The following is a 26,191-nucleotide window of genomic DNA, read 5'->3' on the forward strand; positions in this document are numbered from 1 at the left end:
TTTGTTGGTTCTTGAGTAGCCCGCTGGGCGCCGGCGCCTCCCCCGAGGCATGGAACGTCCACGCCGCCCCCTCGGCGCACCCCCTATAGGGTTCGATCATGAGTGAAAGCACCCCACCGGAGGCCGCCCCGTACGACCGCGCCGCGGTGCTCGGTGAGCGCCTGAAGGAGCGCATCTACGCCTCCCTGACCCTGCTCGCCGTCCTGGTGGGCCTCGCGCAGGGCGGGCACAGCAGCCACAAGGGGGCGACGGTGGCGGTGGCGGCCACCGCGCTCGGCCTGTGGCTGGCGACCCTCGTGGCCGACATGCAGGCGCACCCGGTCGTGCACCGCACTCGGCCCGCCCTGCACGAGATCCGGCACGAGCTGTTCACCAGCAGCCCCCTGCTGACCAGCGCCATCGGGCCGCTGCTGCTGATCGGCGTGTCCGCCCTGGGAGCCGTGGACCTCACCACGGCGCTGTGGATCGCCGCGGGCAGCGAGGTCGCGACGCTGGCCCTGTGGGGGTTCGTCGGCGGCCGCCGGGCCGGCGCCGGCCTCCTGCACGCCGTGGTGACATCGGCGCTCAACGCCGCGATCGGCCTGGGCGTGGTCTCCGTGAAGCTGCTCGCCGGACACTGACCCCCACCACGCCTTCATGGCGTGAACTCACATGCCACTGAATAACTTCCCCTGTTTCAACTCTTGACGCACTGGGGGGGGTCGAGAGCACATTGAGACCGCTCTGGGAGCGCTCCCAGACAGTTCCAGGTAGTTCCAGGCAATTCCAATGCAGCCGGCTGTCCAGCTCGCATCCCATTCGATCCCTGGAGGCACCCCCATGCACGAAAGACCCCGGACACTCAGACGCACCGGTACGCAGACACGCCGCCCTCGCGAACGGCACACGCTCCGCCGGGCCCTGGCCTCGGTGGCCGCCACCCTCGGCCTGGTTGCGGCCGCCGCGACCGCGACCACGCAACCCGCCGGCGCCGCCGCCCCGCCTCCGCCGTCGGGCTGGACCCAGACCTTCCTCGACGACTTCAACGGCTCCGCCGGCACCGGCGTCAACACCTCCAACTGGCAGTACGACACCGGGACTTCGTACCCGGGCGGCCCCGCCAACTGGGGCACGGGCGAGGTCGAGACGATGACCAGCAGCACGAACAACGTCTCCCTCGACGGCAGCGGCAATCTGCGCATCACCCCGCTGCGCGACTCCACAGGACACTGGACGTCCGGCCGCATCGAGACCAAGCGCACCGACTTCCAGCCCCCGGCGGGCGGCAAGCTGCGTGTCTCGGCGCGCATCCAGATGCCCAACGTCACCGGCACCGCGGCCGAGGGGTACTGGCCGGCGTTCTGGGCTCTGGGCGCCCCGTACCGGGGCAACTACCAGAACTGGCCCGGCGTCGGCGAGCTGGACATCATGGAGAACGTCCAAGGCCTGAACAAGGTCTGGGCGACGATGCACTGCGGCACCAACCCCGGCGGCCCCTGCAACGAGACCACGGGCATCGGCGGTTCGACCGCCTGCCCCGGCAGCACCTGCCAGTCCGGCTTCCACACGTACAGCATGGAGTGGGACCGTTCGGTCAGCCCCGAGGCGATCCGCTTCTCCGTCGACGACGTCAACTACCACACGGTCACGGCCAACCAGGTGGACGCGACGACCTGGGCCAACGCCACGAACCACGGCTACTTGCTCATCCTGAACGTGGCGATGGGCGGCGGCTTCCCCGATGCCTTCGGCGGTGGCCTCGACGGCGACACCCAGCCCGGAAAGCCGATGGTCGTGGACTACGTCCAGGTCCTGTCGGCCGAGGGGAGCGGCACCACTCCCCCGCCGTCCGGCAACCGCGACGCCTACGGCTCGATCCAGGCCGAGTCGTACGACGGCCAGTCCGGCGTCGCCGCCGAGGGCACCACGGACTCGGGCGGCGGACAGAACCTGGGCAACCTTGCGGGCGGTGACTGGGTGCTCTACAAGGGCGTCAACTTCGGTTCCACGGCGGCCACGCAGTTCAAGGCCCGGGTGGCGAGCGGCGCTCCGAGCGGGGTCAGCGGCCTGGTGGAGGTGCGCCTCGACAGCCGCACCAGCGCACCGGTCGGCAGCTTCGCGCTGGCCAACACCGGTGGCTGGCAGTCCTGGCGGACGGTTCCGGCCAACATGAGCGCGGTGACCGGCACGCACGACGTCTATCTCACGTTCACCAGCGGCCAGCCGGCCGACTTCGTGAACGTGAACTGGTTCTCCTTCGGACACTGACCCCTCGCGCGCACCGGCGGGTCAGAGCGGGAAGGTGACGACCTCCGAGAAGCTCACGCTGAACGCACCCGGCTCGACGAAGTTGGCGATGTCCTCGGCGCCCGCACGGCCGGCGGGTGTGGCGAGGGCGCCGAGGGCCTCGTCCTTGGAGTCCCAGTCCAGCACGGCCACCACGAAGTGCGGGGGCCGCGAGCCGTCGGGCATCTCCGACACGCTCCACTGGAAGGACCGCAGCCCCGGCGTCTGCGAGGCGAGCGGCGCATGCACCTCCCGGTAGTGCTTCAGGAACTTCTCGGGGTCGGCGGGGTGATCGTAGATGACGGTCATCCGGTACATCGGTCGGCCTCCTCGTGGCACGGTCCTCTCCCGGCGAGGGCCGTGTCGGCCCGACCCTCCCGCACCACTGTCACCTTCCCCGGCCCCGCCGGGGCAGTCCCCGGGCGCCTGTTACTTCTGCGACTCGTCCTGCCCCTTGCCCTGGTCCATGCCGAGGTGCTTCTTGGCCTGGTCCTGGGCCTTGTCGACATGGGAGCTGTACTTGCCCCCGGTCTTCTTGTCCACGGCGTCGCCCGCCATGTCGACGCCCTTGCCGGCCTGGGCCTCGCGTCCCTTGATCATCTGCTTGATCTTGTCCAACGCAGACATTGCAACCTCCTCGTGGGCCTCTCCTACCCTCCAGGATCACGCCTGCGGCCGCCGCGCGCATGCGCGCGGCAGCCGGCGGGGGCCGGGCGCCCGCGTCACAGCACGCGCAGCGTCCCGTACGCGCGCGCCGTCGAGCTCGTACCCGCGTACACGTCGAAGCGGCCGCGCTCGACGCGGAAGGTGCCCGCCGGGTCGTTGGTCCAGAAGCCGAGGTCCTCCTCGCCGAGGGGGAAGGTGACCGTGGTGGCGGCGCCGGGGGCGAGGGTGACGCGCCGGAAGCCGCGGAGCTTGCGGACGGGCTGGGCGATGCTGGCCGTGACGTCGTGGACGTACAGCTGGACGACCTCGTCGCCGGGGCGGTCGCCGGTGTTGGTGACGGTGACGGACACCTCGACCGTGGCGCCGTCGGCCAGTTCCGCGCGGGTCAGCGATGCGCGGTTCAGGGCCGGGGCCGAAGTCGTGAACGTCGTGTAGCTCAGGCCGTGGCCGAAGGGCAGGCGCGGGCCGTCCGCCAGGTCGAGGTACTTCGAGGTGTACTTCTCGTCGGGGGCGTAGGGACGGCCCGTACTCTCGTGGTTGTAGTAGACGGGGATCTGGCCCACCGCGCGCGGGAACGTCACCGGCAGCTTGCCGCCGGGGTTCACCGCGCCGAACAGGGCGTCGGCGACCGCGTGGCCCGCCTCGATGCCGCCGTGCCAGGCCTCCAGGACGGCGGTCGCCGCGTCGTACCAGTCGCCGAGGACCAGCGGCCTGCCGTTGACCAGCACCACCACGTACGGCCTGCCGGTCGCGGCGACCGCGGCGATCAGCTCCTCCTGGCCCGCGGGCAGCCCGATGTCGGCGCGCACCGCGGCCTCGCCGCTGAGGGCCGGGTCCTCACCCACGACGACCACGGTGACGTCCGCCGCGCGGGCCGCTTCCGCCGCCTGTGCCGGGTCGGCGCCCGCATGTGTGACCGTGGCCGCCGGGACCGCCTCGCGCACCGCGTCCACGATGCACACGGAGGGGAAGCGGCGACAGCCGGGGCCGGCCCATGTGCCGTGCAGATCGGTCGAGTCGGCGAAGGGGCCGACCACGGCGATCGATGCGCTGTCCGGCGCGAGCGGCAGCGCTCGCGCCTCGTTCTTGAGCAGCACCATGGAGCGCGCGGCAGCCGCGCGGGCGGCCGCGCGGGCGGAGCGGCCCGGCTCGGTGATCTCGGCGGACTCGTCGCAGTACGGGGCATCGAACAGGCCCAGGGCGAACTTCAGGCGCAGGATCCGGGCGACCGCGTCGTCCAGGCGGCCGAGCGGCAGCGCGCCCGACTCGACCAGGCTCTCGCCGTGCTCGGTGATGTTCGTGGAGACCATCTCCATGTCCATCCCCGCGGTGAAGGCGAGGGCGGCCGCGTCCGCGCCGTCCTCGGCGAAGCCGTGCGCGACGAGTTCCTGGACGCCGGTGTAGTCGCTGACCACGAAGCCGTCGAAGTCCCACTCGTCCTTGAGGATCGCCCGCATCGTGTGCGCGTTGCCGTGCGCGGGGACGCCGCCGACCGTGTTGAACGCGGCCATCACGGTCGCCGCGCCCGCGTCGATCGCGGCCTTGAAGGGCGGCAAGTAGTGGTTGCGCAGCCGCTGTTCGGACACGTCGACCGTGTTGTAGTCGCGGCCGCCCTCCGCGCCCCCGTACGCCACGAAGTGCTTGGCGCAGGCGGCGAGCCGGTCGTCGTGCGCCAGTTCGCTGCCGTCGGCCGCGCCCTGGTGGGCCCGGATCTTGGCGACGGCGTAGGCCGCGTTGAGGTACGGGTCCTCGCCGGAGCCCTCGGCGATCCGGCCCCAGCGCGGCTCGTGCGTCACGTCCATCATCGGGGCGAACGTCCAGCGCACACCGTTCGTCCTGGCCTCGGCGTTCGCCACCTCGGCGTCGCTGCGGGACACGTCGGGGTCGAAGGCGGCGGCCTGGGCGAGCGGGATCGGGAACGTGGTCCAAAAGCCGTGGATGACGTCGAGGCCGAACAGGAGCGGGATGCCAAGCCGCGACTCCTCCACGGCGATGCGCTGCAGCGCGTTGGTGTGCGCCGCGCCGTGGATGTTCAGGACGGAGCCGAGCCGTCCCGCCCGCGCGGCCTGCTCCGTCTCGGCGGTCTGCCCGCCGCCCGGCCCGGTCTCACCGGTCCACGTCAGCTGCTGGAGCTGCCCCAGTTTCTCCTGGACCGTCATCCGGTCCAGCAGTTCCTTGACTTGTGGTTCGTACGCTCGCAGCACGGGGTGACCTCGAAGCCTTCTCTGCCTGTTGCCGTATCGATGTCCGCGAAGTTAACGTTCTCGCGCGGCATGAATGTAAGCGCATTCAATTGGTGGCGACAAGGCCCCCCACCGGGCCTTCCCGGAGGATTCCCGGAGGTTTCCCGTGACGGACGACGAGCCGGCCCCGCTCCGGGTCATGACGCTCAACCTGCATGTGGACTGGCCCGGTTCACCGCACCCGTGGCGCGAGCGCCGCCCGCTCGTCGCGGAGCTGCTGCGCGGTGCGCGGCCTCATCTACTGGGCACGCAGGAGGGCCTGCGCGGCCCGCTGCGCGAACTCGCGGACGACCTCGGGCGCGAACGCTACGGGTGGGTGGGTCAGGGCAGGGAGGGCGGCGACCGGGGCGAGTTCATGGCCGTCGGCTACGACCGCGAACGCTTCGAGGTCCTGGAGCACGGGCACTTCTGGCTGTCCGACACACCGGAGGTGGCGGGCTCGGAGACCTGGGGCGGCGGCTGCCCACGGATGGTGACATGGCTGCGGCTGCGCGACCTGCCGACCGGCTCCGAACTCCTGGCCGCGAACACCCACTTCGACCACGCGAGCGCGCACGCGCGTACCCGCGCGGCCCGCCTTCTCGGCGCCCGTCTGAACGACCTCGCCCCCGACGTCGCGCGCGTCGTGACCGGCGACTTCAACACCGCGGCGGGAGGTGAGGTGCACGCGGCGCTGCTGTCGACCGCCGGCCTGGTGGACACCTGGGACGCGGCCGAGCGGCGCGGGCCCGCCCTGGGGACCTTCCACGACTACGGGCCGCCTGAGCCCGACGGCGAGCGCATCGACTGGATCCTGGTCTCGCCCGGGACGCAGGTTCACGAGGTCGTGCTCGACGAGTTCACGCGTGGTGGTCGGCGTCCGACGGACCATCTGCCCGTACGCGCACAGATCCGGCTACCACACCCGCTCCACCCCTGACCTGCGCCGCCCTCACTACTCAAGGACGTTCACCGTGCCGCTGCCCGACCGACGCCCCGCCACCGAGTGGCTGGCCGATGCCGTGCTCTACCAGATCTATCCGCAGAGCTTCGCCGACTCCAACGGGGACGGCATCGGCGACTTCGCCGGGATCGAGGCGCGGCTCGATCATCTGTCGTGGCTCGGCGTGAACACCGTGTGGCTCAACCCCTGCTTCGCCTCCCCGTTCCACGACGCCGGTTACGACGTCAGCGACTACTTCTCCGTCGCGCCCCGCTACGGCACCAACGACGACCTGGCCCGCCTCGTCGAGGCCGCCCGCCGCCGCGGCATCCGCGTGCTGCTCGACCTCGTGGCCGGGCACACGTCCGACGCACACCCCTGGTTCACGGCGTCCGCGAACGACCCCGACGACCAGCGCTACATCTGGGCGAACCCCGACGACCCGAACACGCTCCCCTCCGGCTTCGTCGCATCGACCGGCAGCCGGCCCGGCTGCTACCTCCCCAACTTCTTCGAGTCGCAGCCCGCCCTCAACTTCGGCTACGCGCGCCCGGATCCGGCCGAGCCGTGGCGCCTGCCGGTCGACGCCGAGGGCCCGCGCGCCAACCGGCAAGCGCTGCGCGACGTGATGGACCACTGGCTGTCGCTCGGCCTGTCGGGCTTCCGCGTCGACATGGCGGCATCGCTGGTCAAGGACGACCCGGACCAGTCGGCCACCTCGGCCCTGTGGCGGGAACTGCGCGGCTGGCTGGACACCGCGCACCCGCACGCCGCGCTGCTCTCCGAGTGGGGCGACCCGGCGACATCGGTACCCGCCGGCTTCCACGGCGACTTCTTCCTCCAGTTCGGCCCCGTCCAGGACGGCATCGCCCTGCGTTCCCTCTGGAACAACTTCGAGGGCACGGTGAGCGAGCCCTGGGAGCCCATGGAGCCGTACTTCGGGGCGGAGGCGCTGGGCTCGCCGCGTACGTTCCTCGACATCTGGCGCTCGACGACCGACACCATCGGCGACGCCGGCTTCGCCTGCCTGCCCACCGCCAACCACGACTTCTCCCGGCTGTGCTGCGGCCCGCGCACGGCCGAGCAGTTGCCCGCCGCGTTCGCCTTCCAGCTGACCTGGCCGACGCTGCCGGCGATCTACTACGGCGACGAGATCGGCATGCGCTACGTCCCCGACCTGCCCGACCACGAGGGCAGCCGGCTCGGCCCACGCTACAACCGCGCGGGTTCGCGCACGCCGATGCAGTGGGACTCGAGCGAGAACGCGGGCTTCTCCACGGCGCCCGCCGACAAGCTGTACCTGCCGCTCGACCAGGACCCGGCCCGGCCGAACGTCGCCGACCAGCGGGCCGATCCCGACTCGCTGCTGCACCTGGTGCGGCGCCTGATCGAACTGCGCACAGCGTGCCCCGAGTTGGGCTCGCGGGGCGCGACGCGTGTGCTGCACGACGGGTATCCGCTGGTGTACGTGCGCGGTGAGCGTCACGTGGTGGTCGTCAACCCGGGTCGGGCCGAGGCCTCGTACGATCTGCCGCCGGAGTACGCGGGCCGGGTCCGGGCCGCGGCGCCGCTGCTCGCGCAGGGCGCCGAGGTGACGGAGGGGAGGGTGCGGGCCTCGGGGTTCGGCTTCGGGATCTTCGAGGTCTGACCGCCCACCTCACCCCATCCACGCCTCCACCCGCAGGGGCGGCCCCGCCATCACCGACGTCCACCTGTTCGCGGACTTCACGGAGGACGGGTGCATGCACCGCGCGCATCAGCTCACCACCCCTCCTGACATGCCTCGCACTGCGGCCTCTTGGGGCGGAGATCGACCGGGCCGCCGTCGTCAGCCCTTGCGCACCGTGAACTCCCGCCGCTTGACCCGCAGCACCGTCCGCCCGTCCTCGGACGAGATCGTGGCCCCCTCACAGCGGGCCGGGCCGTCGACGGCGACCACGGCGCCGTCGCCCAGCGTGCGGAAGGTGACCCAGTCGTCGCCGACGCCCGTGATCTCGGCGGTCGCGTACGCGATGCGCAGACCACCCGCCTTCACGCCGAGCGGGAGGACGGCCGCGCTGCGGCCGGGGAGGCGGAGGCGTTCGCCGCCGAAGAGGGCCTTGCCCTTTTCGGTGACGGTGACGTCCTCGGCGTATCCGGAGGTGACATTGAAGGCGTGCAGCAGGCGGCCACCGTCGGTGTCGCGCGTGGTGAGCAGGAAGACGCCGGGGCGGGTGGCGGAGTGCTGTACGGCGGGTCTCGCGCCGAGTTCACGGAACGCGCCCATCCAGAAGTCGAGGTCGCAGCGGTAGTCCGTGGCGACGACCACGGCCCGCCCCTTGCCGACGGGGATGTCAAAGCCACAGCCCTTGTCTGTGGTGATCTCCCGGAGGATGGTCGTTCCCCGGCTCGCCGCGCTCAACTGCGCCTTGCTCACGCGGATTTCCGCGATGCCTTCGGCCCAGCCGTGCGCGGACACCGACAGCCAGAACTGGTCGGCGTCGGTCATGGTCTTCTCGGGCTCGAGGCCGAGCGCGTCCTGGAGGACCGTGCAGGTGGCACCCGCCATGTCCTTGCCCGGCACCTTGCCCGAGAGGACCAGCTTGCCGCCCGCCTCCAGGTAGCGCACCAGGCGTTTTTGCAGCGCGGCGGCCAGGTACTCGCCGCTGGCGAGCGCGAGGACCGGCACGTCCTTCGGGTCCAGGTCACCTGCCTGCAGGTTGACGCTGCGGTAGCGGAAGCCGCCGAGCAGCATGCCGCGGGCCAGTGCTCCCCCGGGACCCTGACCGCGGGTTGCCTGCACATCGGCGAGGACCGCGTCGGCCTCGTCCCGCCCGGGCGGGTGGTACTCGGTCAGGTAGTGGTCGGGTACGAAGGCCAGTGCCAGATCGTCGTGCTCGGGTCGGGCCGTCGCCAGGAGCGGGGTGAGTGCGCGGACGGAGCGGGCGCTTCGGCGGGTCGGCTCGAAGCTGACGCCGCGCCGGCCCTCGGGGTCGACTGGCGCGGCGAAGCCGTGGCGTTCGCCGGTGATGCCGATGCGGTCGTTGCCGTCGCCCGTCGGCCGGTCGAGCTTGGGGTTGAAGCCGCCGGCGAACAAGTAGTAGTTGAGCAGTTTGTTGCCCTGCGCGAGGCAGAGGCTGGTCTTGAGCCAGGTGCTCTCGGCGTCGGTCTGGGCCGAGAGGCTGTTGCCGTAGTCGGCGTGACCGGCATCGAACTCCAGGGCCGACAGGGGCTGGTCGTCGTCTGCGACCGCGCCCATGAAGGCGTTGATCAGGTACAGGTCGGTGACGTTGTGAAGGTCGAGGTCGCCGAGGTAGAAGTCGGAACCGGCGATCATGCCGGGCCTGCCCGCATAGGTCTCCAAGAGCTGGCTGATTCCGATGGGGAAGTTCTCGGCGGTGCCGCCACCGGTGCCGTGGATGTTGATGAGAAAGGGGATGCCGGAGACCCCGCCGTCGTGCGCGTAGGTCTTCAACTCGTCGACGTAGCGGGCGAACCGTGCACGCATGAAGGTGCTGAGGTCGTGCATGAGGGCTGCGGCGTACATGTCCTTGGGGGCGCGGATCGCCTTGTCGCGCTCGTCGGCGGGCAGGTCCGCGAAGGGATAGCGGTCACCGAGACCGTCGCCGTACGTCGTGTCGAGCCAGTCGTTGAAGTCCCTCAGCAGAGGGGGTGTGAGGTTGGGGCCATTGCTCACCCAGGCCAGCATGCCGATCTCGTTGTCGAGTTGGCAGGCGATGACGCCGGGGCGCCCCTTGCGGTGCAGGCGTTTGGCGAGCACCGGCATCACCGCGGCGTACCAGCGCCTGACCTCCTTGAGGTAGGCCGGGGCGAGGTAGTCGAGGGCAGCAGTGGTGGCCTTGGCTCCGTCCCAGCCGGTACCGACGATCTCGGGATGGTCCTTGCGGACACGCTCCGGCACGCCCTCGCCCTTGAGTTCGGCCATGGTGAAGGGGCCCGGCCGGGCGATGATCCTGAAGCCGTTGTCGCGGCACAGATCGAGGAAGGCGCCGAGGTCACGTTCGGGGCGGGTGCGTCCCGTGACGTCGAGGCTGCCGTCGCCGGTCTCGTGCCACATCCACGGGATGTACGTGGCGATGGTGTCGAGCCCGGCCTCCTTGGCGCGGTCCAGGCGGGACTGCCAGTCCGTGCGCTTCAGCCGGAAGTAGTGGATCTCGCCGGCCATCACGACGGTGGGCTCGCCGTCGATCCACAACTGCCTGTCGCGGAAGGTGACCGCGGCCTCGGTGTCGGAGTCCTGCGAGGGCGTGGCGGCCGACGCGGAGGCCGTGACGATCCCCGTCGCGAGGGCGGCCGGCGCGGCGGCCATCCCGGCGAGCACGGCGCGACGGTTCGCGCCGGTGCTCTCCACGGGCGTGGGCGGGGCAGGGTGCATGAACACTCCTGTACGGGGAGGGGGCGGTGCCCGTCACAGATGCGCGGGCGAGTCCTGGTAGTGCAGCTGAAGCCGTGTGAGCCGATCCGTCAGGTCCGTCACGAGGTCCGCGTACGCCGGGTCGTCGTAGCGGTTGTGGAGTTCGTCCGGGTCCCGGGTCAGGTCGAAGAGTTCCCACTCGGGTGTGCGGTGCTCGTCCTTCGCGCCGACCTGGCCCGAGCCGTGGCCGGGGTAGTGGATCAGCTTGTGGGTGTGGGTGCGGATGCCGTAGCTGGCCTGGACGTTGTGGCAGACGTCGAGGTGCTCGAAGTAGCGGTAGTAGACGGCCTGCCGCCAGTCCTGAGGGTGCTCGCCGCGCAGCAGCGGGAGCAGGCTGCGGCCCTGCATCCGCGGGTGGGCCTCGGCGCCTGCGAGGTCGAGGATCGTCTGCGCGTAGTCGACGTTCACGACCAGCTCCTCGCAGGCCGAGCCCGGTTCGACCACTCCCGGCCAGCGCACCACGAGCGGGATCCGCAGCGAGGGGTCGTACATGAACCGTTTGTCGAACCAGCCGTGTTCACCGAGGTAGAACCCGTGATCGGAGGTGTAGACGACGGCGGTTTCGGCAGCGTCGCCCGTGACGTCGAGGTGGTGCAGGACGCGGCCCACGTTCTCGTCGAGCGCGGCGATGACCCGCAGGTACTCCTTGATGTAGCGCTGGTAGCGCCACTCCCGTTCCTCGCGCTCCGAAAGGCCCTCCGGGACCGGCGCCTTGAGGTCGCTGTCCTGGAGGTCGCTCATCCGCATCTCGGCCTCGACGGCGGCCGTGGAGCGGTGGCTGTAGTCGTCGTGGAGCGTGGCGGGTGCCGGGATGTCCTGGTGCTCGTACAGCTGGCGGTGGCGCTCCGCGGGTTCGAACGGGCGGTGCGGGGCCTTGTGCTGGATGAGCAGGGCGAAGGGTCTGTCGGGGTCGCGGCGGTCGAGCCAGTTCAGCGCCAGGTCCGTGATGATGTCGGTGACGTAGCCGGTGTACTGGCTCTCGCCGTCGCGGGTGAGGAAGGTCGGGTCGTGGTAGACGCCGTGCTCGGGGAGGATCTCCCAGTGGTCGAAGCCGACCGGGTCGCTCGCCGGTCCGTGGCCGAGGTGCCACTTGCCGACGATGGCCGTCTGATAGCCGGCCGCCTGCAGCAGCGCCGGGAAGGAGGGCTGCGAGGAGTCGAACTTCTGGCCCGGCTGCTCCAGCGTCGTCATGCCGTTGATGTGGCTGTACGTGCCGGTGAGCAGGCTGGCACGGGCCGGGGAGCAGATCGAGTTGGTGCAGAAGGCGTTGTCGAACCGCATACCCTCGGCGGCGAGCCGGTCCACGGCCGGGGTGGTGTTGATGACGCTGCCGTACGCGCCGATGGCGGGGACCGCGTGGTCGTCGGTCATGAAGAGGACGAGGTTGGGGCGCCGCTCGCCTCCGGTACGCCGCGTCACTTGAGGCCCGCCGTGGCGATGCCCTGCGTGAAGAAGCGCTGGAGCAGCACGAAGACGAGGAGCACCGGCAGGACGACGAGGAAGGCACCGGCCATCAGCACGCCGTTGGAGCCGTCCGCCTGGGTGGGGTCGGTGGCGAAGGTGGCAAGGGCGACGGGCAGCGTGTACTTCGAGGGGTCGTTGGTGACGACGAGCGGCCACAGGAAGTTGTTCCACGAACCCAGGAACGTGAAGATCGTCAGCGTGGCCAGGGCGGGCTTGACCAGGGGCAGCACAATGCGCCAGAAGATGTACCACTCGCGGGCGCCGTCCATCCGGGCCGCTTCGAGGAGTTCGTCGGGCACGGCCTGGATGAACTGGCGCATCAGGAAGACACCGAAGGCTCCGGCGGCGAACGGCAGGATCAGGGCGGCGTAGGAGTCGACCAGATCCATCCCGCTCATCATCACGAACTTCGGCAGCAGCATGAGGTTGTCGGGCACCATGAGCGCGCCGAGCACCATGGCGAAGATCGGCCGCTTGCCCATGAAGTTCAGCTTGGCGAGCGCGTAGCCGAGCATGGAGCAGAACAGCAGATTGCAGGCGGTGACAAAGACGGCGACGAGGGCCGAGTTGAAGAACGCCTGGCCGACGTTCATCAGGTCCGCGAGTTTGCCGAAGTTGGCGAGGGTCCACTCGGTGGGGATCCACACGGGCGGGCTGGCGCCCAGCTCGCGCGGGGTCTTGAAGGAGGACAGCGCCATCCACAGGAACGGGGCGACCATCACGAGCAGTCCGACGCTCAGCAGCACGTAGACGGACGTCCGCGACAGGCGCGACCTGCCGGCGCGGACCCGGGTGTCGGTCGTGGTGGCGCTCATACGGTCTTGTCCTTCAGGAGGCGGAGCTGGAGCGAGGTGACGGCCAGGACGATCACGAAGAGGACGTACGCCATGGCGCTGGCGTAGCCCATGTGGAAGAAGTCGAAGCCCTCGCGGTACATGTCGAGCGACAGTGTCACGGTGGCCTCGTTGGGGCCGCCCTGTGTCATCACGAACGGCTCCTCGAAGACGTTGAGGAAGCCGATGGTGGTCATCACGGCGACGTACAGCATCGTCGGGCGAAGGAGCGGCACCGTGATCCTGCGGAGTTCCTGGAAAGCGTTCGCGCCGTCGATCCGGGCCGCCTCGCGCACCTCCGTGGGGATGGCCTGGAGCCCGGCGAGGAAGAGCACCATGGCGGTGCCCATGTTGCGCCAGACCGCCATCACGATCAGCGACGGCATCGCGAGAGTCTCGGAGCCGAGGAAGTCCGGGGTGGAGAAGCCGAGTTGGTGGCCGAGCCCGGCGATCAGGCCCTCGCTGGGGTCGAGGACGAAGCGCCAGATGACGGCGACCGCGACGATGGCCGTGACCACGGGAGCGTAGAAGCCGACGCGGAAGAAGGTGCGGAAGCGGTCGATGCCCGAGTTGAGGAGGACCGCCGCGACGAGACCCGAGCCGATGGTGAGCGGCACACCAAGGACCACGAAGTACAGGGTGTTGAGCAGGGCGCGGACGAACTTCTCGTCCTGGAACAGCTTCGTGTAGTTGTCCAGGCCGACGAACTGTGCGGACAGCGGGTCGGTGACGTTGCGCAGGCCGAAGTCGGTGAAGCTCATCACGAGCGTGGCGACGATCGGGAACGCCATGAAGGTGAGGAACACGGCCAGGAACGGCGTGGAGAACAGCCAGCCGGCGAGGTTGTGGCGCGCGAGCCGGTCCTTGCGGAGGCCGTCGCCGGCCGGCGGGGGCGGGACGTCGTCGGTACGTCCCGCCCCCTCCGGGGCCTTGCGCACGCGACCTTCGGCGCCGGTGGCCGCGGTGGTGGAGCTCATGGCGTCAGCCCACCAGTCCCTCGGTGGACTTCTGGAGCTGCTTCGCGGTGGCGCTCGCGTCGGCGCCGCGGGCGATCTTCTCCAGGGCGGTCTCGATCTGCACGGCGAACTCGTTCCACTTCTCCACCGGCGGGACGGCCTTGGCCGAGTCGAGGGCCTTCTCGAAGACGGGCAGCGAGTTGTCGCCATTCTTCATCGCGGGCTGGTCCCAGGCGGCCTTCGCGGCGGGCAGCGTCTTGTCCACCTCGTACCAGTGGGCCTGCGCCTTCGGCGTGGCCAGGTACTTGGTGAACTCCTCGGCGGCCGCCTTGCGCGCGCTGTCCTTGAAGGTGACGAGGGAGGAGCCTCCGACCCAGGAGGTGGACGAGGTGTCTCCGGGCACGGGCGCGACGGCCCACTTGCCCTTCAGCTCCGGATGCTGGTCGTTGATGTTCTGCACCATCCAGGGGCCGGACTGGAACATCGGCCGCTTGCCGTTGGAGAAGTCCTTGGCGGCGTCCTCGCCGGGCGTGAAGTTCTTCTTGGCGAGTCCCTTGTCGAAGTAACTCCCCCACGCCTTGAACGCCTTGACGGCCTGCGGCGAGTCGAGGGCGGGCTTGCCGTCCTTGCCCAGGAGCTCGCCGCCGGTCGAGTACAGGTACTGGAGCCAGCCCTGCCAGGCGCCGGTGCTGCCAGGCTGCAACTGGGTGCCGTACTGCGCGCCGTGCTTCTTGTACGCGGCGGCGAGCTTCTGCTGGTCGGCCCAGCTGGCCGGGGCCTTGTCGACACCGGCCTTCTCGGCCAGGTCGGTGCGGTAGTACAGCGCGCGCACGTCGGCGTACCAGGGGACGCCGTAGGCCGTGCCGTCCTTGACGTTGCTGTCCCAGGTCGCGGGGAAGAAGTCGGAGCGCTTGAAGGTCTTGGTGTCGACGGGTTCGAGGGCGTCGAGTGCGATGAACTCGCCCATCATCGTCGAGCCCATCTGCGCCATGTCGGGGAGCTTCTTGCCCGCCAGGGAGGAGACCAGCTTCTGGTGCACGACGTCCCAGCCGACCGGGGTGATCTTCACCTTGATGTTGGGGTGTTCCTTGGTGAACTCCTCGGCCACGGGCTTGAGCCGCGCGCCCTCCTCCCCCATCGCCCACACGGTCAGCGTCTGCTTGGCATCGGCCGCGACCTCCTCGCCACCTCCGCTTCCGCACCCGGTCAGGGCGATGGCCGACACGAGGGTCAGGGCCAGACCGGCGGACTGGGTGGTGCGTGACATGGCTCCTCCTAGACGCGCGATACGCGCTCGTGCTCGGGCTGGGGCGAGCAAGCGGCAGCAATCGGTGTATGCGCTGCCTGTATGCGCTTACACAACGATGCAGGCACGACCCTGACGCACGGTTTGGGTCAGCTCAAGAGCCACAGAGGTAACGCTTGGGTAAACCTGCCCAACTGGCTCCGCCGTGCGCACAGTCGAGGAGCACGCCCGGCACGCGGAGAAAACCGCATGCCCGGGAGCGGCCGGTGGCGGCACACTGCCGCCATGGATCACGTGAGCACCGCCGAGCAGCTGGTACGCGACCGCTTCCCCGACGCCCGCGCCGCCTTCCTGGCGGGGAGCGTCCTGACGGAACGCCGCACGCCGCGCTCCGACTTGGACATCGTGGTCCTGCTGTCCGGCCCGCCCGCGCCCTGCCGCGAGAGCCTCATCCACGAGGGATGGCCGGTGGAACTTTTCGTGCAGACCGAGGCGGACTGGCACCGCTTCGTCGAGCGGGAGACCGCACTGCGCCGCTCCCCGCTCCTGGCCATGTGCGCGGAGGGACTGCTGCTGTCCGACGCGGACGGGATCGGCGCCTCGCTGCAAGCGGAGGCCAGGCGGCGGTGGGCGGCCGGTCCCCCGGCGGCCTCGGAGAGCGAGCTGGAGGACAGGCGTTACGCACTGACCGACACCCTCGACGACCTCGCAGGCTGCGACGACCCCCTGGAACGCACCTATCTGGTCGCACACTTGCTGGCCCGCGCCTCGGAACTCGCACTGCTCGCGGGCGGCCACTGGCTCGGCGGCGGCAAGTGGCTCTCGCGACGGCTCGCGGACGCGGACGCCGGACTGCACAAGCGACTGACGGTCGCCGCGGCGGCGGCGATGTCCGGCGCGGACGGCACCGCCGACAGCGGCGGCACCGCCGAATCCGACGACGCCGCGCGGCGCTTCGCCGATGTGGTGCGCGAGGTCCTGGAGGCGACCGGCGGGGCGTATTGGGCCGGGTACCGGCGCGGCTGAACCCTCGCGCCTCTGACCTGCGAAGCCCGCCAAACCCCGCCAACCTTGCCCCCACACAGCCGCCCGCCTATGGTGAATGCGCTTTCATCCGTCGGCGGGCCACGGCGCCCCCGCAGCAGACTCGGGGGCCGCCCAGATGACCACCACGCCCACGGTGTACGACGTCGCCGAGCGCTCCGGCGTCTCGATCGCCACCGTGTCGCGGGTCTACCGCAACCCCGACTCCGTGCGCGCGCAGACCCGCGAGAAGGTGCTCGCCGCCGCCCGCGAGCTCGGCTACGTCCCGAGTGGCAACGCCCGGGGCCTGGCGAGCCGTTCGACCGGCGTGCTCGGCCTGTGCTTCCCCGACTACTCGGATCCGGACGCCGAGTCGGAGGCGGAGGCCGGGGTCGGCGACGAGCCGGACGACAACGCCGCGATGCTCTACTCCGACCAGATCATCCGCGGCATGGAGCGCGCCGCACGCCGGCACGGCTACGCGCTGCTGATAGCGGCCTCGCTGAAGAGCGGCCCGGAGACCCTCGTGGCGAAGGTGGCGGGACGCGTCGACGGCTTCGCCGTTCTCGCCCGCACCGTGCCGACGGAGGAGCTGGAGGTCATCTCGCGCCGCCAGCCAGTCGTGATGCTGGCGGGCCCGCGCGAGCCCGGCGACCTCGACCGGCCGGTGCGGCTCGACCACATCCAGGTCGCGAACGCCGACGGCCAGCGCGAGTTGACCCGCCACCTCATCGAGGACCACGGCCTGCGGCGACTCGCCTACGTGGGCTCGGCGGAGGACTCGCCGGACGTGGAGGCCCGTTTCCGCGGCCACAGCGAGGCGTGCCGCGCCGCGGGCATCGACGTGGCCGACGCACCCGATCTGCGCGTCGGCATGATGACGCAGGCGGAGGGCGCGCGGGCCGCCGCCGCCATGCTCGACCGCCCCGGCGAACGCCCCGAGGCGCTGATCTTCGCCAACGACCAGATGGCGGTCGGCGCCCTGCACACCCTGGAGCGGCGCGGCCTGCGGGTGCCGCAGGACGTGACCGTCACCGGTTTCGACGGCATCCCGCTGGGCCGCATGGCGCGCCCCGCACTCACCACGGTCCGCCAGCCGATGCGCCGCATGGGCGAGGAGGCGGTGGAACTGCTGGTGCGGCGCCTGGGCGGCCGGGCGGACCAGGAACCCGAGTCGGTGACGCTGCCGGTTTCGGTGGTGCGCAGGGCGAGTTGCGGCTGCTGAGCAACACGACCGCCACCGCCTGGATAGGGTGAGCCCTCGTCCAGCAGTGCCAGGGGGAGCAAATGGCCAGCAGGTTCACCGAGTTGACCGTCGACTGTCACGACCCGGAGAGGCTCGCACGGTTCTGGTGCGAGGTCCTCGACTTCAAGGTGCTCGACCGGAGCGAGGACAAGGTCGAGATCGGCTCCTGGGAGCCGACGGTCGACGAGGTCAGGGCCCGCCAGATGCCACCCACCCTGATGTTCATCCGGGTCCCCGAGGGCAAGACGGTGAAGAACCGGCTCCACCTGGACGTCAGCCCGATCGACCGCGGCACCGAGGACGAGGCGGCCCGGCTGCTCGCGCTCGGCGCCACCAAGGTCGACGTGGGCCAGGGCCCCGGCCGCACCTGGGTGGTCATGGCCGACCCCGAGGGCAACGAGTTCGACGTGGTGCGCTCGCTGGCGCCGTCCGACTAGGAACGCTCCGGCCGACCGCGGTCGGCCTGCCGCTTCCGCTCGGGACGCAGCAGAACCTCGCTGCCGATGGGCGTGAATCCGCAGGTGAGGAAGGCGCGCAGGGAGCGGGCGTTGCCCGGGGACACGGCGGCGAAGACCGGTTCGCCTTCCGGGACCAGCGAGAGGGCATCGCACAGGAGTGACCGTCCATGCCCTCGGCCGCTGTCCTGGGTGCGGTGGAGTTCGATGCTCAGTTCGCGCCGCCCGGCGAGGCCGTCGGCCAGGGTGACGAGGCCGCGTTCGTCTCCGTAGACCTGGACATTCGTCCGCAGCCAACGGGCGTGGCGGACGCGTGGATGGTCGTCCGCGTCGGTCAGTTCCGCCAGGCGCGGCGGGCCGCCGGTGCCACGGGCGGTGAGTGTGGCGTCGGTGACGCCGATCCAGCCCGTGGGGCCGGCGAGGTGGCGCAGGAAGTCCGCGGACAGCGACTCGCCGAAGCCGTCCGGGCCTTGGGCGTGTACGGCCCGGCTCGGCAGGGCGGTGGCGACGACCGCGTGACCGGTGAAGGCGACCGAGCATTCGAGGCCCCCGGGCAGGGGTGGCAGCACCGTCACCCGTCCGTCGACCGGCGGGAAGCGACGGTCGGCAGCGTCGATGAAGTACGTCAGGAGAGGGTGCGGTTCACCCACGGTTGGCCACCTGCATGTCGAAGAAGTCCCGTAGCGAGCAAGTGTCGGATTCTACGGAGCGCACCCCACCCGCACCGCCATCCCCATATCGGTCATACTCGACTAAACATGCACACCACCGCACGTCGAGGAGTCCGCCATCTCCATCACAGGACCCGCGCCCAGCGCAGCAGTTGACCGAACCTCCGGCCTCTCCCGGCCGTGGCACGGCGTGTTGGCCGTCGTCGTCGCGGCGGCGCTCGTCGCTCAGCTCGTGCTCGTGTTCAGCGGTGGGTCCTCCGCCGGGGCCGGGGACACCACGGGGGACGATGCCGACACGATGACCCGGCTGGTGCGCATGCTCAGCTACTTCACCATCCAGAGCAACATCCTCGTCCTGCTCTGCTCCCTGTCCCTGGTGGTGCGCCCCGGCCGGAACGGCCCGTTGTGGCGGGTGCTGCGGCTCGACACGCTGCTCGGCATCACGATCACCGGCCTGGTGTTCGCGATCGTCCTCGCACCGCAGGTCCACCTCGAAGGTGTCTCACTGTGGATCACAGTGGGACTGCACTACGTCGCGCCTCCGATGACGCTCGTCGGCTGGCTGCTGTTCGGGCCACGCGGGCGGATCGACGGAGTGAGCGTGGGGTGGGCGTTCGTGTGGCCCGCGCTGTGGATCGCGTACACGCTCGTGCACGGCGCGGTCACGGACTGGTACCCGTACCCCTTCCTCGACGTCCACGCGCGCGGGTACGGGCTCGCGCTGCGGAACATCGCCGGGGTGCTCGTCGTCGCGGGCGTGCTAGCCTGGCTGTTCGCGTGGATCGACCGGCGACTGGGGCGCCGGATCAAGCGGCCGCTGCCACTTCCTGAGCACTTCTGACACGGCAGCGCACCACGGTGCGCTCCGAATCGACGCCGTTCGAGTTCAGGGCCAGGACCTCGACCGCGTGTTCGCCGCGGCTCATGGGCGCACGGGGTGTCCAGGCCCATGTCCCGTCCTCCGCGACGGGCGCCCTGCCCAGGAAGCGGGCGTTCGAAGATCAGGCCGTGCTGCCGGGTGACGTGGGTGCGGTGCCGGTCCCGGGCCAGGTGCTTGTGGTGCAGCGTGGAGGGTCACGACGTGCGGGAGTTCATCATGCGCACGTTGCCGGAGACGAAGTCGGAGCCGCTCTTGGCGAGCATGCCGATCAGCAGCTCGTACGCGTAGTCGGGGATGACGTCGTCGCCGTCCACGAAGGCGAGGAACTCGGCGTCCGGGTGGATGGCTCACAGGCCGGTGTTCCGGGCGTGGCCGGGGCCGTGCGGGTCCTGCCGGACGAGGCGGAAGCGCGGGTCGGCGGCGCAGTGCCGGGCGGCGAGCTCGGTGGAGCCGTCGGTGGAGCCGTCGTCGACGAGGACGACCTCCTCGTGTTCTGCGGGACGTGTGTGAAGCCCTTGGCCGCAAGCATGTTGCGCATCAGCACATAGCCGTCGTTCACGTGACCGGCCCCGTCGCCCTTCTCCGGCCAGGCGATCCAGTCGAATCCGCCTTCCCCTCGACCCGGGTGCTCCACGCCTCGTACGAGCACATCGACCAGTACCGCAGCTGCCCGGAGCCCATCCGCCTGTCACCGTCGTACGTGGCCGGGGTGTTCGGGAGCCTGCCGTGCAGGACGGCGACCGGGCCGAGGTCGCGGCTGAGCCGCGCGGAGACGTAGGCGTTGTCGAGGTTGGAGTACAGGCCGACGGAGCGGGGCGGGGCCGGGGTGCACCGGTCGTGGTACGTGCGGTCGCGCAGCCACTGCGTGGCGTACGAGGCGTGCCAGCGCACCTGCTGGGAGGCCGGGAAGCCGGCCGGTTTTCCGGGCTGTTCGCGCAGCGCGTTGTACTCGTCGATCGGCTGGACGCGCGGGCCGCCCGGCTCACCGGGTTCCAGAGCGTCGCACGCCTTCGAACCGGTCACCTTCGTGCCGTCGGCCAGGGTGAGGGCGGGCTCGGGCAGGCCGACGCCCCCGGTCGCGTCGCGGCCGCGGTCGGGCACGTACACGCGGTAGAGCAGCAACTGGGCGTTGCTGCCCGGCTTGCCCGCGTACAGGGTGTTGGGCTGCTGGTCCGCCGGATCCTTCGGCGGTGTGCGCGGGTCGCGACCTGGACGGTCCAGGAGCGCCTGGGGAAGGTGCGCTTGGCGCCCGCGAGGAACGGGTTCCGCGAGCCCGGATCGGGCTGGATCTGCTGGTCGTTGAGGGCCGTCATCGGGGTGGCCGCGGCCGGTTCGTAGGAGTTGAGCGACTGGTAGCGGGCGTGCGCGTAGGCACCGTCGAGGGTCAGTTTCGCGCCCTCGGGGAGCGTGTAGTTGCTCGACCAGTACAGGGCGCCCGTGTCGACGTAGGCGTAGTTGAACTTGTCCTGGTCGGAGGTGAAGGGGCCCGTCCAGAAGCAGGACGCGGCGCTGTCGGAGGTGGCGGGTTCCTGGCTCTCGGCGGCAGCGGAGCCGAGTGGGGCGAGGACGGCGGCGGGCAAGAGGCAGGCCGCGGCGGCGAACAGTAGCCGGTGGCTCCGGCGCCCGGGAAATCTCGACGGCATTCTCAATCGCATGGCGCTCTCCGCGCCCTCGCTCGACCGAGTCCGGCCCGACGGGGGCGCGGCGCAGGACGGCGGCGGGCAGGCCGGGGCCGCGGTCGAGGACCTCGACGCACAGGGTGCGGCTCACACTGAGGCGCAACTGGTAGGGGCCGTGGGCGTGCTCGCAGGCGTTGGCGACGAGTTCGCTCACCACGAGGACGGCCGCATCAACGGTGCGCGCGTCGACGGCGTACGCGTCGAGCGCCTGCCGCACGCGCTCACGGGCCTGGGCGTCGGCGAACTCGAAGGACTGGTTCCAGGTCAGCAACGGGCGGGAGCGTTCCGCGTATTCGGGCAGCTCCAGCCCACCGGCAGCCGTGGCGCGCGGGTCGCGCGACACATTCGCACGGTAGACGTACATGGCGGTTCCTCCGGATCGGTACGTGGCACTGGCATCTCTCCCATGACATGCGCCGCCGCCGGGAAAGCGGCTCGGATACGGCGGGCGATCGCCGGGAGTTCGGTGGGAGTTCGCCGGGAGGGTGCCCCCAACCGTGCGTCGCGTACGGTGTGCGCAGCTCAGTGGAGTGGCGGACTTGGCGGACAGCGGCAACGGCACGACGGGCGCGACAGCGCCCCGCAAGAAGGCCGTCAAGAAGGCAGCCATGGACAGCGAGGCCACGAGCAGGCTCCTGGAGCACGCCGCCCTCGAACTGATCGAGCGCGACGGCGTGCTGGCGGGCCTGAACCTGCGCGAGGTCGCCGACCGGGCCGGGGTCAACCGCGGCCGCGTCTACCACTACTTCGGCTCCCGCCGCGACCTGCTGCGAGCGGCCTTGCAGCGCACGGCGGCCGAGCGGCGGGCGCGGCTCCTCGTCGAGGAGGGACCGCGGCGTTTCGGTGACCGGGTGACACGCTCGGTGCGCGGCTGTGTGCGGATGGCGTCCTCGGTCCGACTGCTGATGCTGCTCATGCTGGACGGCGACACCAAGCTGAAGACGATGCCGTATCGCGATTGGACCCAGGAACGGCTGCGCACCGACATCGACAGCGGCTACGTCGCGGACGACGTGGACCCCGTGGCGCTGCACGCCTTCCTGCAGTCGGTCAACTACGGCTATGTGCTGGCGCGTTCGTCGCTGGCCAAGGATTTCGGCATCGGGGTACGGGATCTCGACGAGCGGTTCGTCGCGCTCCTCGAGCGCATGAGCGCGGGGGTCGACGGGCCGGCCGCGGCGGCGGACGACAACGGCGGTCAGGCCTCGCGGTCGGGGTCGAACACGTAACCGTAGCCGCGTTTGGTGTGGATGGCGGGCGGGCCCAGCGGGTCGAGCTTGCGGCGCAGGTACCGGATGTAGGTGTCGACGGCGTCCCTGCCCTGGTGGTGCGGGCCCCACACCGCACCGAGGATCTGCTGGCGCGACAGCACCTGCCGGGGATGGGCCATGAGGAATTCGAGCAGCCCGTACTCGGGGGGGGCATCTCCACGGCGGTTCCGCCGCGGGTGGCGGTGCGGGTCTCCGCGACCAGCGCGATGTCGCCGACGCGCACTTCACCGGCCTCGAACCCCTCCGACCGCGGCTCCGCCTCCGGCGGCACGGCGGCCTCGCGTTCCCAGACGCAGCGTCGGATCAGGGCCCTGATGCGCATCTGGATCTCGGTGGCGTCGGTGGGCACCACGATGTAGTCGTCCGCGCCCGCCGCGAATGCGGCCACGCGCCGGTTGGACTCCGTGTGCCGGGTGAGGAGCACGACGGGCACGGTGTCACCGCCGCCACGCAGCTCCCGCACAACGTCGATCGCGCTGCCGTCCGGTAGATCGGTCACGCTGATCACCAGGTCGGGCGCAGCGTCCGCGGCCCGCTCGACGAGCTCGGCGGCGGCCACGGCGTCCAGGCCGAGGAATTCCTTGCACAGCATGACCGCCCGCCCCGGCGGGAGGTGCTCTCCGCACCCGAGGAGGGCCTTACGAAAGTGTCCGACATAGGCAGAATGCACTTCAGTCCATGCGGCGCGCCGGGCAGGGAGGCTGGATCGGCGCGTGGCCGGACCCCGTGCGACCCTCGCGCACCCCCTGTCGTCACGGACCCGGCGCGTGAAAGGATGCGCGGACACAACTCCGACACAGCACGCCCGCAGGAGGCCCGCATGCGTAGGAGGACGGGCAGGCTGTTCACGACCGGTGACGGAACCGTGGTGATGCTCGCCGAACAGCGCCCCGGCGCCGACGGCCAGTGGCGGATCACGGCCCGCACCCAGGCCGGACGGCAGATCGCCGAGGTCCGGTTCCGGCTGTGCGAGGAGTGCGCGGTCGGCCGGATCCAGGCGATCTGGGTCGACGAGCCGTGGCGCCGCGAGGGGATAGGACACGAGCTGTTGCGCGGCGCGATCGCCGTCGGTGACGGCTTTCGCTGGACCACCACACTGCAGTCGTCCATGGGCCGCCGCTTCTTCGTCGCGATGGGCGCGGAGGAGGGTGTGGAGCTGTTGCACGGCAGACCGCTGTGCCCGCACATGATGGGACGGTGGGGCCGGGCCTGGGCGAGACGGGCGGCGGCCTGACCGGCCGCCGTCGGCTCCGGATCTCCCTGGCATGGACCGACCCCTCTTGGGTACGCGGGGCGCCATCCGCCCGTACTCCAGAGGGGACTTCGACCATGCACGAGAACTCCATCCCGCAGAACGGCCACTCCCCCGCGCAGCAGGCGCTCAGCGCCCTCAGCCTGAACACGGAGGACCAGGGCGCACTCGACACGCTCGCCGAGTGCGAGGTCCTCGTGCCCGTGCCCGACGAGGTGGGCGAGGAACAGGACTCGGCCTCGGGCGCGCTGTCTCTGCCGGTCATCGAGAAGCCCGGCGGCGAGCAGCTGGTCCCGTTGTTCACGTCCGAGCTGCGCATGTCGGAACTGCTTCCGTTCATCTCGCGCTGCACGCAGGTGCCGCTGGGCGTGCTCGCCTCGCGCTGGCCGACGGAGCTGTCGCTGACGATCGACGCGGGCTCGGCGGACGCCCTGACGCTCAACGGCGAGGGCGTTCGGGAGTTGCTCGGCCACCGGGCCTGAACCGGACCGCCCACCCCCCCCCACCGACACAACTGAGGACCACAGGAGGCCCCGTGCCCTTCCGTGACCGTACGCACGCCGGTGAAGAGCTCGCCCTGCGCCTGCTGGAATGGGCCGACTCCAGCGAGCTCGTGGACCCCGTCGTGCTCGCGCTGCCACGCGGGGGCGTCCCCGTGGCGGCGCCCGTCGCGCACGCGCTGCACGCGCCGCTCGACGTCCTGGTCGCCCGCAAGATCGGCGTGCCGAGCCGGCGTGAGACCGCGATCGGCGCCGTCGTCGGCGAGGAGCCGCCGCTGTTCGACCGGGTGGCGCTCGAACTCCTGGGTCTGAGCGAGGGAGGGCTGGACTCCGACGTCGCCGAGGCCAGGAACGAACTGCACCGCCGCACCCACCTGTACCGCTCCGGTCGCCCCGAGCCGCCGGTCGAGGGCCGGACCGTGATCCTGGTCGACGACGGACTCGCCACCGGCCTCACCGCCACCGCCGCCCTCTTCTCGCTGCGCCGCCGGGGTCCGGCCGGCCTCGTCCTCGCGGCCCCCGTCGGCAGTCCGCAGACCGTGGCGGACCTGCGCGGGCACACGGGCGACGTGATCTGCCTCGACCAGCCGGCGGACTTCAGCTCCGTGAGCGAGGGCTTCGACCGGTTCCCGCAGGTCTCGGATACGGAGGTGATATCCGTCCTGAACACGTTCCGCTCCGCCGAGCAGCCGAGCCACGAAAGGAGCCACGAGACGAGCCGGCGCGGCGGCTGACCGGCGCCAGGATCCCGCGTCACCACCCGGTGAGCACCAGGTGGTTGACGAGCAGGGCGAGCACCACCTGCGCGGCGAGCCACGGTCTCGCCCGGGGCAGGAAGGCGCAGGCGGGGACGAGCCACAGGGCGAAGGGAAGCCAGATGCGTTCGGTCTCCGCCTTGCTCATGCCGGACAGGTCGGCGGCGAGCAGGGCGAGGAGTGCGGCACCGGCCAGGAGCGCGAGCCGCGCCCGGTCGCCTGCCCGGTCCTCCGGCCGGACCAGGAGCCCGACCGTGCGCCGTAGCCCCGGCACCGTCGCCACCCCGACGACCAGGACGGTGCACGCGAGGTTGGCCCACACCCAGTAGCCGTACGGCCGGATGCCGCCCGCGCCCTGGTAGTAGCGGGTGGTCAGCAGGTGGTACGCCTCCCACCAGTTGAACCCGGCGAGCGTGAACGCGACCGGCACGACCACGAGCCCGGCGCAAAAGAGCACCGCGAGCGCCCCCGGTCGCTCCCGCACCCTCCCCCGTCCGAGGAAGAGGACAGCGAGAGCGATCAGCGCGAACAGCGTGAGCCCGTACGAGAGATAGCAGGTCAGCCCGAACAGGAGCCCGGATCCCGCCGCCCACCGGAGCGAGCGCCCGCTGACCGCGAGTGCGAGCAGGGCGACCGCCCAGGCGGCGACGGCGGCGAAGTACGCGTCGGCCGAGGCCCCCATCCACACCGCGCCCGGCACGACGATGAGGAACGGGGCGGCGCGGCGCGCCAGTTCCTCCCCGACGAGGGCGCGCACGGCGACGAGCACGGCCACGCACGCCGTCGCGCCGACGAGGATGCACCACAGGCCCGCCCATCCGCCGCCGCCGAGCCCGATGCGGTCGAGGAGTACGAAGGTGAGCGGGGCGGCGGGCGGGTGCCCTGCCGTGTGGGCGGGCCAGTGGTCGGGCGAGTCGATGAGGATGTGCCGGGTGTAGGTCCGCAGGGTGGCCGGGATGTCGTGGAAGCGGTCGATGACCTGGAGGTACTCGTACTTGGTGGTGAGCCGCTTCGCGATGCCGCGGTGCCAGCCGTCGATCAGGGCCAGGGAGAGGATCCAGGCGGTCGCGGTGGCCCACGCCGTGGCGAGCAGTGCGCGCCAGCGCAGCCGGGCCGCGAGCACGGGCCCGTAGGCGACGACGGCAGCGGCCACCGCGAGGGCGGCGGGTGTGCCGGGGCCGAGGTGCGGGAGCCATGTGCCGTACAGCGGGGGCGTGCCGACGTGCAGGGTGCCGTAGGTGTCCTCGATGTGGCGGCCGATGAGCGCGGCGGCCGCGACGAGGAGGAGCGCGGCCGCGGCGGCGTACAGGTCGCGTCGTACGGAGGTTCGGTCGGTGCGGGGGGTCACACCAGAACGCTAGGCCGACAGGCGTCCCGCACTGGGCCGACCGGCCCTGATGTCAGCGTTTCGTCATGAGTCGCACACCCCGATGGGCGGTCCCCGCGGCCT

At 71.0% G+C, this 26,191-nt stretch carries 27 protein-coding genes and 2 pseudogenes; 13 read left to right on the forward strand and 16 right to left on the reverse strand.

All coding sequences use genetic code 11. The features are described from left to right. The first annotated feature begins 98 nt into the window (after window positions 1–98). Complete coding sequence (locus ACIA8D_RS28505; RefSeq protein WP_399236684.1) at window positions 99–620, forward strand: hypothetical protein; 522 nt, start codon at window positions 99–101, stop codon at window positions 618–620. A 199-nt stretch (window positions 621–819) separates the two neighbouring features. Further along, window positions 820–2,247 (forward strand): glycoside hydrolase family 16 protein, encoded by a 1,428-nt coding sequence (locus ACIA8D_RS28510; RefSeq protein WP_399236686.1) that lies wholly within the window; start codon window positions 820–822, stop codon window positions 2,245–2,247. Between the two features lie 21 nt (window positions 2,248–2,268). On the opposite strand, the gene ACIA8D_RS28515 is transcribed toward ACIA8D_RS28510, so the two are convergent. The 3 genes from ACIA8D_RS28515 to ACIA8D_RS28525 form a co-directional block, all read right to left on the reverse strand. Further along, window positions 2,269–2,583, reverse strand: coding sequence for an EthD family reductase (locus ACIA8D_RS28515; protein ID WP_399236687.1), 315 nt, complete (start codon window positions 2,581–2,583; stop codon window positions 2,269–2,271). Between the two features lie 111 nt (window positions 2,584–2,694). Continuing rightward, the gene (locus ACIA8D_RS28520) at window positions 2,695–2,892 is read right to left on the reverse strand and encodes an antitoxin (RefSeq protein ID WP_399236688.1); all 198 of its coding nucleotides are present in this window, start codon (window positions 2,890–2,892) and stop codon (window positions 2,695–2,697) included. Window positions 2,893–2,987: 95 nt separating this feature from the next. Next, on the reverse strand, window positions 2,988–5,090 hold the full coding sequence (locus tag ACIA8D_RS28525) for a glycoside hydrolase family 3 N-terminal domain-containing protein (protein ID WP_399236743.1): 2,103 nt from the start codon (window positions 5,088–5,090) through the stop codon (window positions 2,988–2,990). Window positions 5,091–5,280: 190 nt separating this feature from the next. On the opposite strand from ACIA8D_RS28525, the gene ACIA8D_RS28530 reads away from it, so the two are divergent. Further along, window positions 5,281–6,093 (forward strand): endonuclease/exonuclease/phosphatase family protein, encoded by an 813-nt coding sequence (locus tag ACIA8D_RS28530; protein WP_399236690.1) that lies wholly within the window; start codon window positions 5,281–5,283, stop codon window positions 6,091–6,093. A gap of 40 nt (window positions 6,094–6,133) precedes the next feature. Further along, window positions 6,134–7,744 (forward strand): alpha-amylase family glycosyl hydrolase, encoded by a 1,611-nt coding sequence (locus ACIA8D_RS28535; protein ID WP_399236745.1) that lies wholly within the window; start codon window positions 6,134–6,136, stop codon window positions 7,742–7,744. Between the two features lie 180 nt (window positions 7,745–7,924). On the opposite strand, the gene ACIA8D_RS28540 is transcribed toward ACIA8D_RS28535, so the two are convergent. Genes ACIA8D_RS28540 through ACIA8D_RS28560 form a run of 5 tightly spaced genes read right to left on the reverse strand, consistent with a single transcriptional unit; the run spans window position 7,925 to window position 15,030 of the window. Beyond that, window positions 7,925–10,471, reverse strand: a complete 2,547-nt coding sequence (locus ACIA8D_RS28540) for a beta-galactosidase (protein WP_399236692.1) — start codon at window positions 10,469–10,471, stop codon at window positions 7,925–7,927. A gap of 33 nt (window positions 10,472–10,504) precedes the next feature. After that, on the reverse strand, window positions 10,505–11,929 hold the full coding sequence (locus ACIA8D_RS28545) for a sulfatase (RefSeq protein ID WP_399236693.1): 1,425 nt from the start codon (window positions 11,927–11,929) through the stop codon (window positions 10,505–10,507). Further along, window positions 11,926–12,789 (reverse strand): carbohydrate ABC transporter permease, encoded by an 864-nt coding sequence (locus ACIA8D_RS28550; RefSeq protein ID WP_399236694.1) that lies wholly within the window; start codon window positions 12,787–12,789, stop codon window positions 11,926–11,928. The genes ACIA8D_RS28545 and ACIA8D_RS28550 overlap by 4 nt, the downstream gene beginning before the upstream one ends. Next, entirely contained in the window at window positions 12,786–13,784 is a 999-nt protein-coding gene (locus ACIA8D_RS28555; protein ID WP_399236695.1) for a carbohydrate ABC transporter permease, read from the reverse strand. Before ACIA8D_RS28555 ends, ACIA8D_RS28550 begins: the two co-directional genes overlap by 4 nt. A 4-nt stretch (window positions 13,785–13,788) precedes the next feature. Continuing rightward, a complete protein-coding gene (locus ACIA8D_RS28560; RefSeq protein WP_399236697.1) occupies window positions 13,789–15,030 on the reverse strand; it encodes an extracellular solute-binding protein in 1,242 nt (413 codons plus the stop codon). A 264-nt stretch (window positions 15,031–15,294) separates the two neighbouring features. Between ACIA8D_RS28560 and ACIA8D_RS28565 the strand changes: the two genes are divergently transcribed. The 3 genes from ACIA8D_RS28565 to ACIA8D_RS28575 all read left to right on the forward strand — a co-directional run bounded on the left by ACIA8D_RS28565 (window position 15,295) and on the right by ACIA8D_RS28575 (window position 17,715). Next, a complete protein-coding gene (locus ACIA8D_RS28565) occupies window positions 15,295–16,035 on the forward strand; it encodes a nucleotidyltransferase domain-containing protein (protein WP_399236699.1) in 741 nt (246 codons plus the stop codon). A 136-nt stretch (window positions 16,036–16,171) separates the two neighbouring features. Continuing rightward, window positions 16,172–17,257 carry a LacI family DNA-binding transcriptional regulator gene (locus ACIA8D_RS28570; RefSeq protein WP_399236701.1) on the forward strand — a complete coding sequence of 362 codons (1,086 nt, stop codon included), beginning with the start codon at window positions 16,172–16,174 and terminating at the stop codon, window positions 17,255–17,257. 62 nt (window positions 17,258–17,319) lie between these two features. Continuing rightward, window positions 17,320–17,715, forward strand: coding sequence for a VOC family protein (locus tag ACIA8D_RS28575; RefSeq protein WP_399236703.1), 396 nt, complete (start codon window positions 17,320–17,322; stop codon window positions 17,713–17,715). Here ACIA8D_RS28575 and ACIA8D_RS28580 read toward each other — a convergent pair. After that, window positions 17,712–18,383, reverse strand: coding sequence for a hypothetical protein (locus ACIA8D_RS28580; RefSeq protein ID WP_399236705.1), 672 nt, complete (start codon window positions 18,381–18,383; stop codon window positions 17,712–17,714). The two genes, ACIA8D_RS28575 and ACIA8D_RS28580, sit on opposite strands and share 4 nt — an antisense overlap. Before the next feature lie 211 nt (window positions 18,384–18,594). Between ACIA8D_RS28580 and ACIA8D_RS28585 the strand changes: the two genes are divergently transcribed. Then, window positions 18,595–19,245, forward strand: coding sequence for a Pr6Pr family membrane protein (locus ACIA8D_RS28585; RefSeq protein WP_399236707.1), 651 nt, complete (start codon window positions 18,595–18,597; stop codon window positions 19,243–19,245). A 386-nt stretch (window positions 19,246–19,631) separates the two neighbouring features. Here ACIA8D_RS28585 and ACIA8D_RS28590 read toward each other — a convergent pair whose 3' ends face one another. The 4 genes and pseudogenes from ACIA8D_RS28590 to ACIA8D_RS28605 all read right to left on the reverse strand — a co-directional run. After that, the gene (locus ACIA8D_RS28590; protein ID WP_399236747.1) at window positions 19,632–19,889 is read right to left on the reverse strand and encodes a glycosyltransferase family 2 protein; all 258 of its coding nucleotides are present in this window, start codon (window positions 19,887–19,889) and stop codon (window positions 19,632–19,634) included. Beyond that, window positions 19,840–20,385, reverse strand: a complete 546-nt coding sequence (locus tag ACIA8D_RS28595) for a hypothetical protein (protein WP_399236752.1) — start codon at window positions 20,383–20,385, stop codon at window positions 19,840–19,842. The genes ACIA8D_RS28590 and ACIA8D_RS28595 overlap by 50 nt, the downstream gene beginning before the upstream one ends. After that, the gene (locus ACIA8D_RS28600; RefSeq protein ID WP_399236754.1) at window positions 20,304–20,864 is read right to left on the reverse strand and encodes a hypothetical protein; all 561 of its coding nucleotides are present in this window, start codon (window positions 20,862–20,864) and stop codon (window positions 20,304–20,306) included. Before ACIA8D_RS28600 ends, ACIA8D_RS28595 begins: the two co-directional genes overlap by 82 nt. A 94-nt stretch (window positions 20,865–20,958) precedes the next feature. After that, window positions 20,959–21,573 (reverse strand): annotated as a pseudogene (locus tag ACIA8D_RS28605) (ATP-binding protein); the annotation flags it as partial. On the opposite strand from ACIA8D_RS28605, the gene ACIA8D_RS28610 reads away from it, so the two are divergent. After that, window positions 21,503–22,192: a TetR/AcrR family transcriptional regulator gene (locus ACIA8D_RS28610; RefSeq protein ID WP_399236708.1), complete on the forward strand. Its 690-nt coding sequence runs from the start codon at window positions 21,503–21,505 to the stop codon at window positions 22,190–22,192. The pseudogene ACIA8D_RS28605 and the gene ACIA8D_RS28610 sit on opposite strands and share 71 nt — an antisense overlap. On the opposite strand, the gene ACIA8D_RS28615 is transcribed toward ACIA8D_RS28610, so the two are convergent. Next, window positions 22,162–22,353 (reverse strand): winged helix-turn-helix domain-containing protein, encoded by a 192-nt coding sequence (locus tag ACIA8D_RS28615; protein ID WP_399236709.1) that lies wholly within the window; start codon window positions 22,351–22,353, stop codon window positions 22,162–22,164. The genes ACIA8D_RS28610 and ACIA8D_RS28615 overlap by 31 nt on opposite strands. Here ACIA8D_RS28615 and ACIA8D_RS28620 point away from each other — a divergent pair. Next, window positions 22,345–22,593, forward strand: coding sequence for a hypothetical protein (locus ACIA8D_RS28620; protein ID WP_399236711.1), 249 nt, complete (start codon window positions 22,345–22,347; stop codon window positions 22,591–22,593). The two genes, ACIA8D_RS28615 and ACIA8D_RS28620, sit on opposite strands and share 9 nt — an antisense overlap. 14 nt (window positions 22,594–22,607) lie before the next feature. On the opposite strand, the pseudogene ACIA8D_RS28625 reads toward ACIA8D_RS28620, so the two are convergent. After that, window positions 22,608–22,826: pseudogene (locus ACIA8D_RS28625) on the reverse strand (response regulator); the annotation flags it as partial. 228 nt (window positions 22,827–23,054) lie between these two features. On the opposite strand from ACIA8D_RS28625, the gene ACIA8D_RS28630 reads away from it, so the two are divergent. From ACIA8D_RS28630 to ACIA8D_RS28640, 3 genes are all read left to right on the forward strand, one after another. Beyond that, window positions 23,055–23,468: a hypothetical protein gene (locus tag ACIA8D_RS28630; protein WP_399236713.1), complete on the forward strand. Its 414-nt coding sequence runs from the start codon at window positions 23,055–23,057 to the stop codon at window positions 23,466–23,468. A gap of 95 nt (window positions 23,469–23,563) precedes the next feature. Beyond that, complete coding sequence (locus tag ACIA8D_RS28635; RefSeq protein ID WP_399236714.1) at window positions 23,564–23,968, forward strand: SseB family protein; 405 nt, start codon at window positions 23,564–23,566, stop codon at window positions 23,966–23,968. 53 nt (window positions 23,969–24,021) lie between these two features. Then, window positions 24,022–24,720 (forward strand): phosphoribosyltransferase, encoded by a 699-nt coding sequence (locus ACIA8D_RS28640; protein WP_399236716.1) that lies wholly within the window; start codon window positions 24,022–24,024, stop codon window positions 24,718–24,720. Window positions 24,721–24,739: 19 nt separating this feature from the next. Here ACIA8D_RS28640 and ACIA8D_RS28645 read toward each other — a convergent pair whose 3' ends face one another. Then, window positions 24,740–26,089, reverse strand: coding sequence for a glycosyltransferase family 39 protein (locus ACIA8D_RS28645; protein ID WP_399236718.1), 1,350 nt, complete (start codon window positions 26,087–26,089; stop codon window positions 24,740–24,742). Window positions 26,090–26,191: the final 102 nt, after the last annotated feature.

The sequence above is a fragment of the Streptomyces sp. NPDC051684 genome, from assembly GCF_044453445.1.
Taxonomy (GTDB): domain Bacteria; phylum Actinomycetota; class Actinomycetes; order Streptomycetales; family Streptomycetaceae; genus Streptomyces.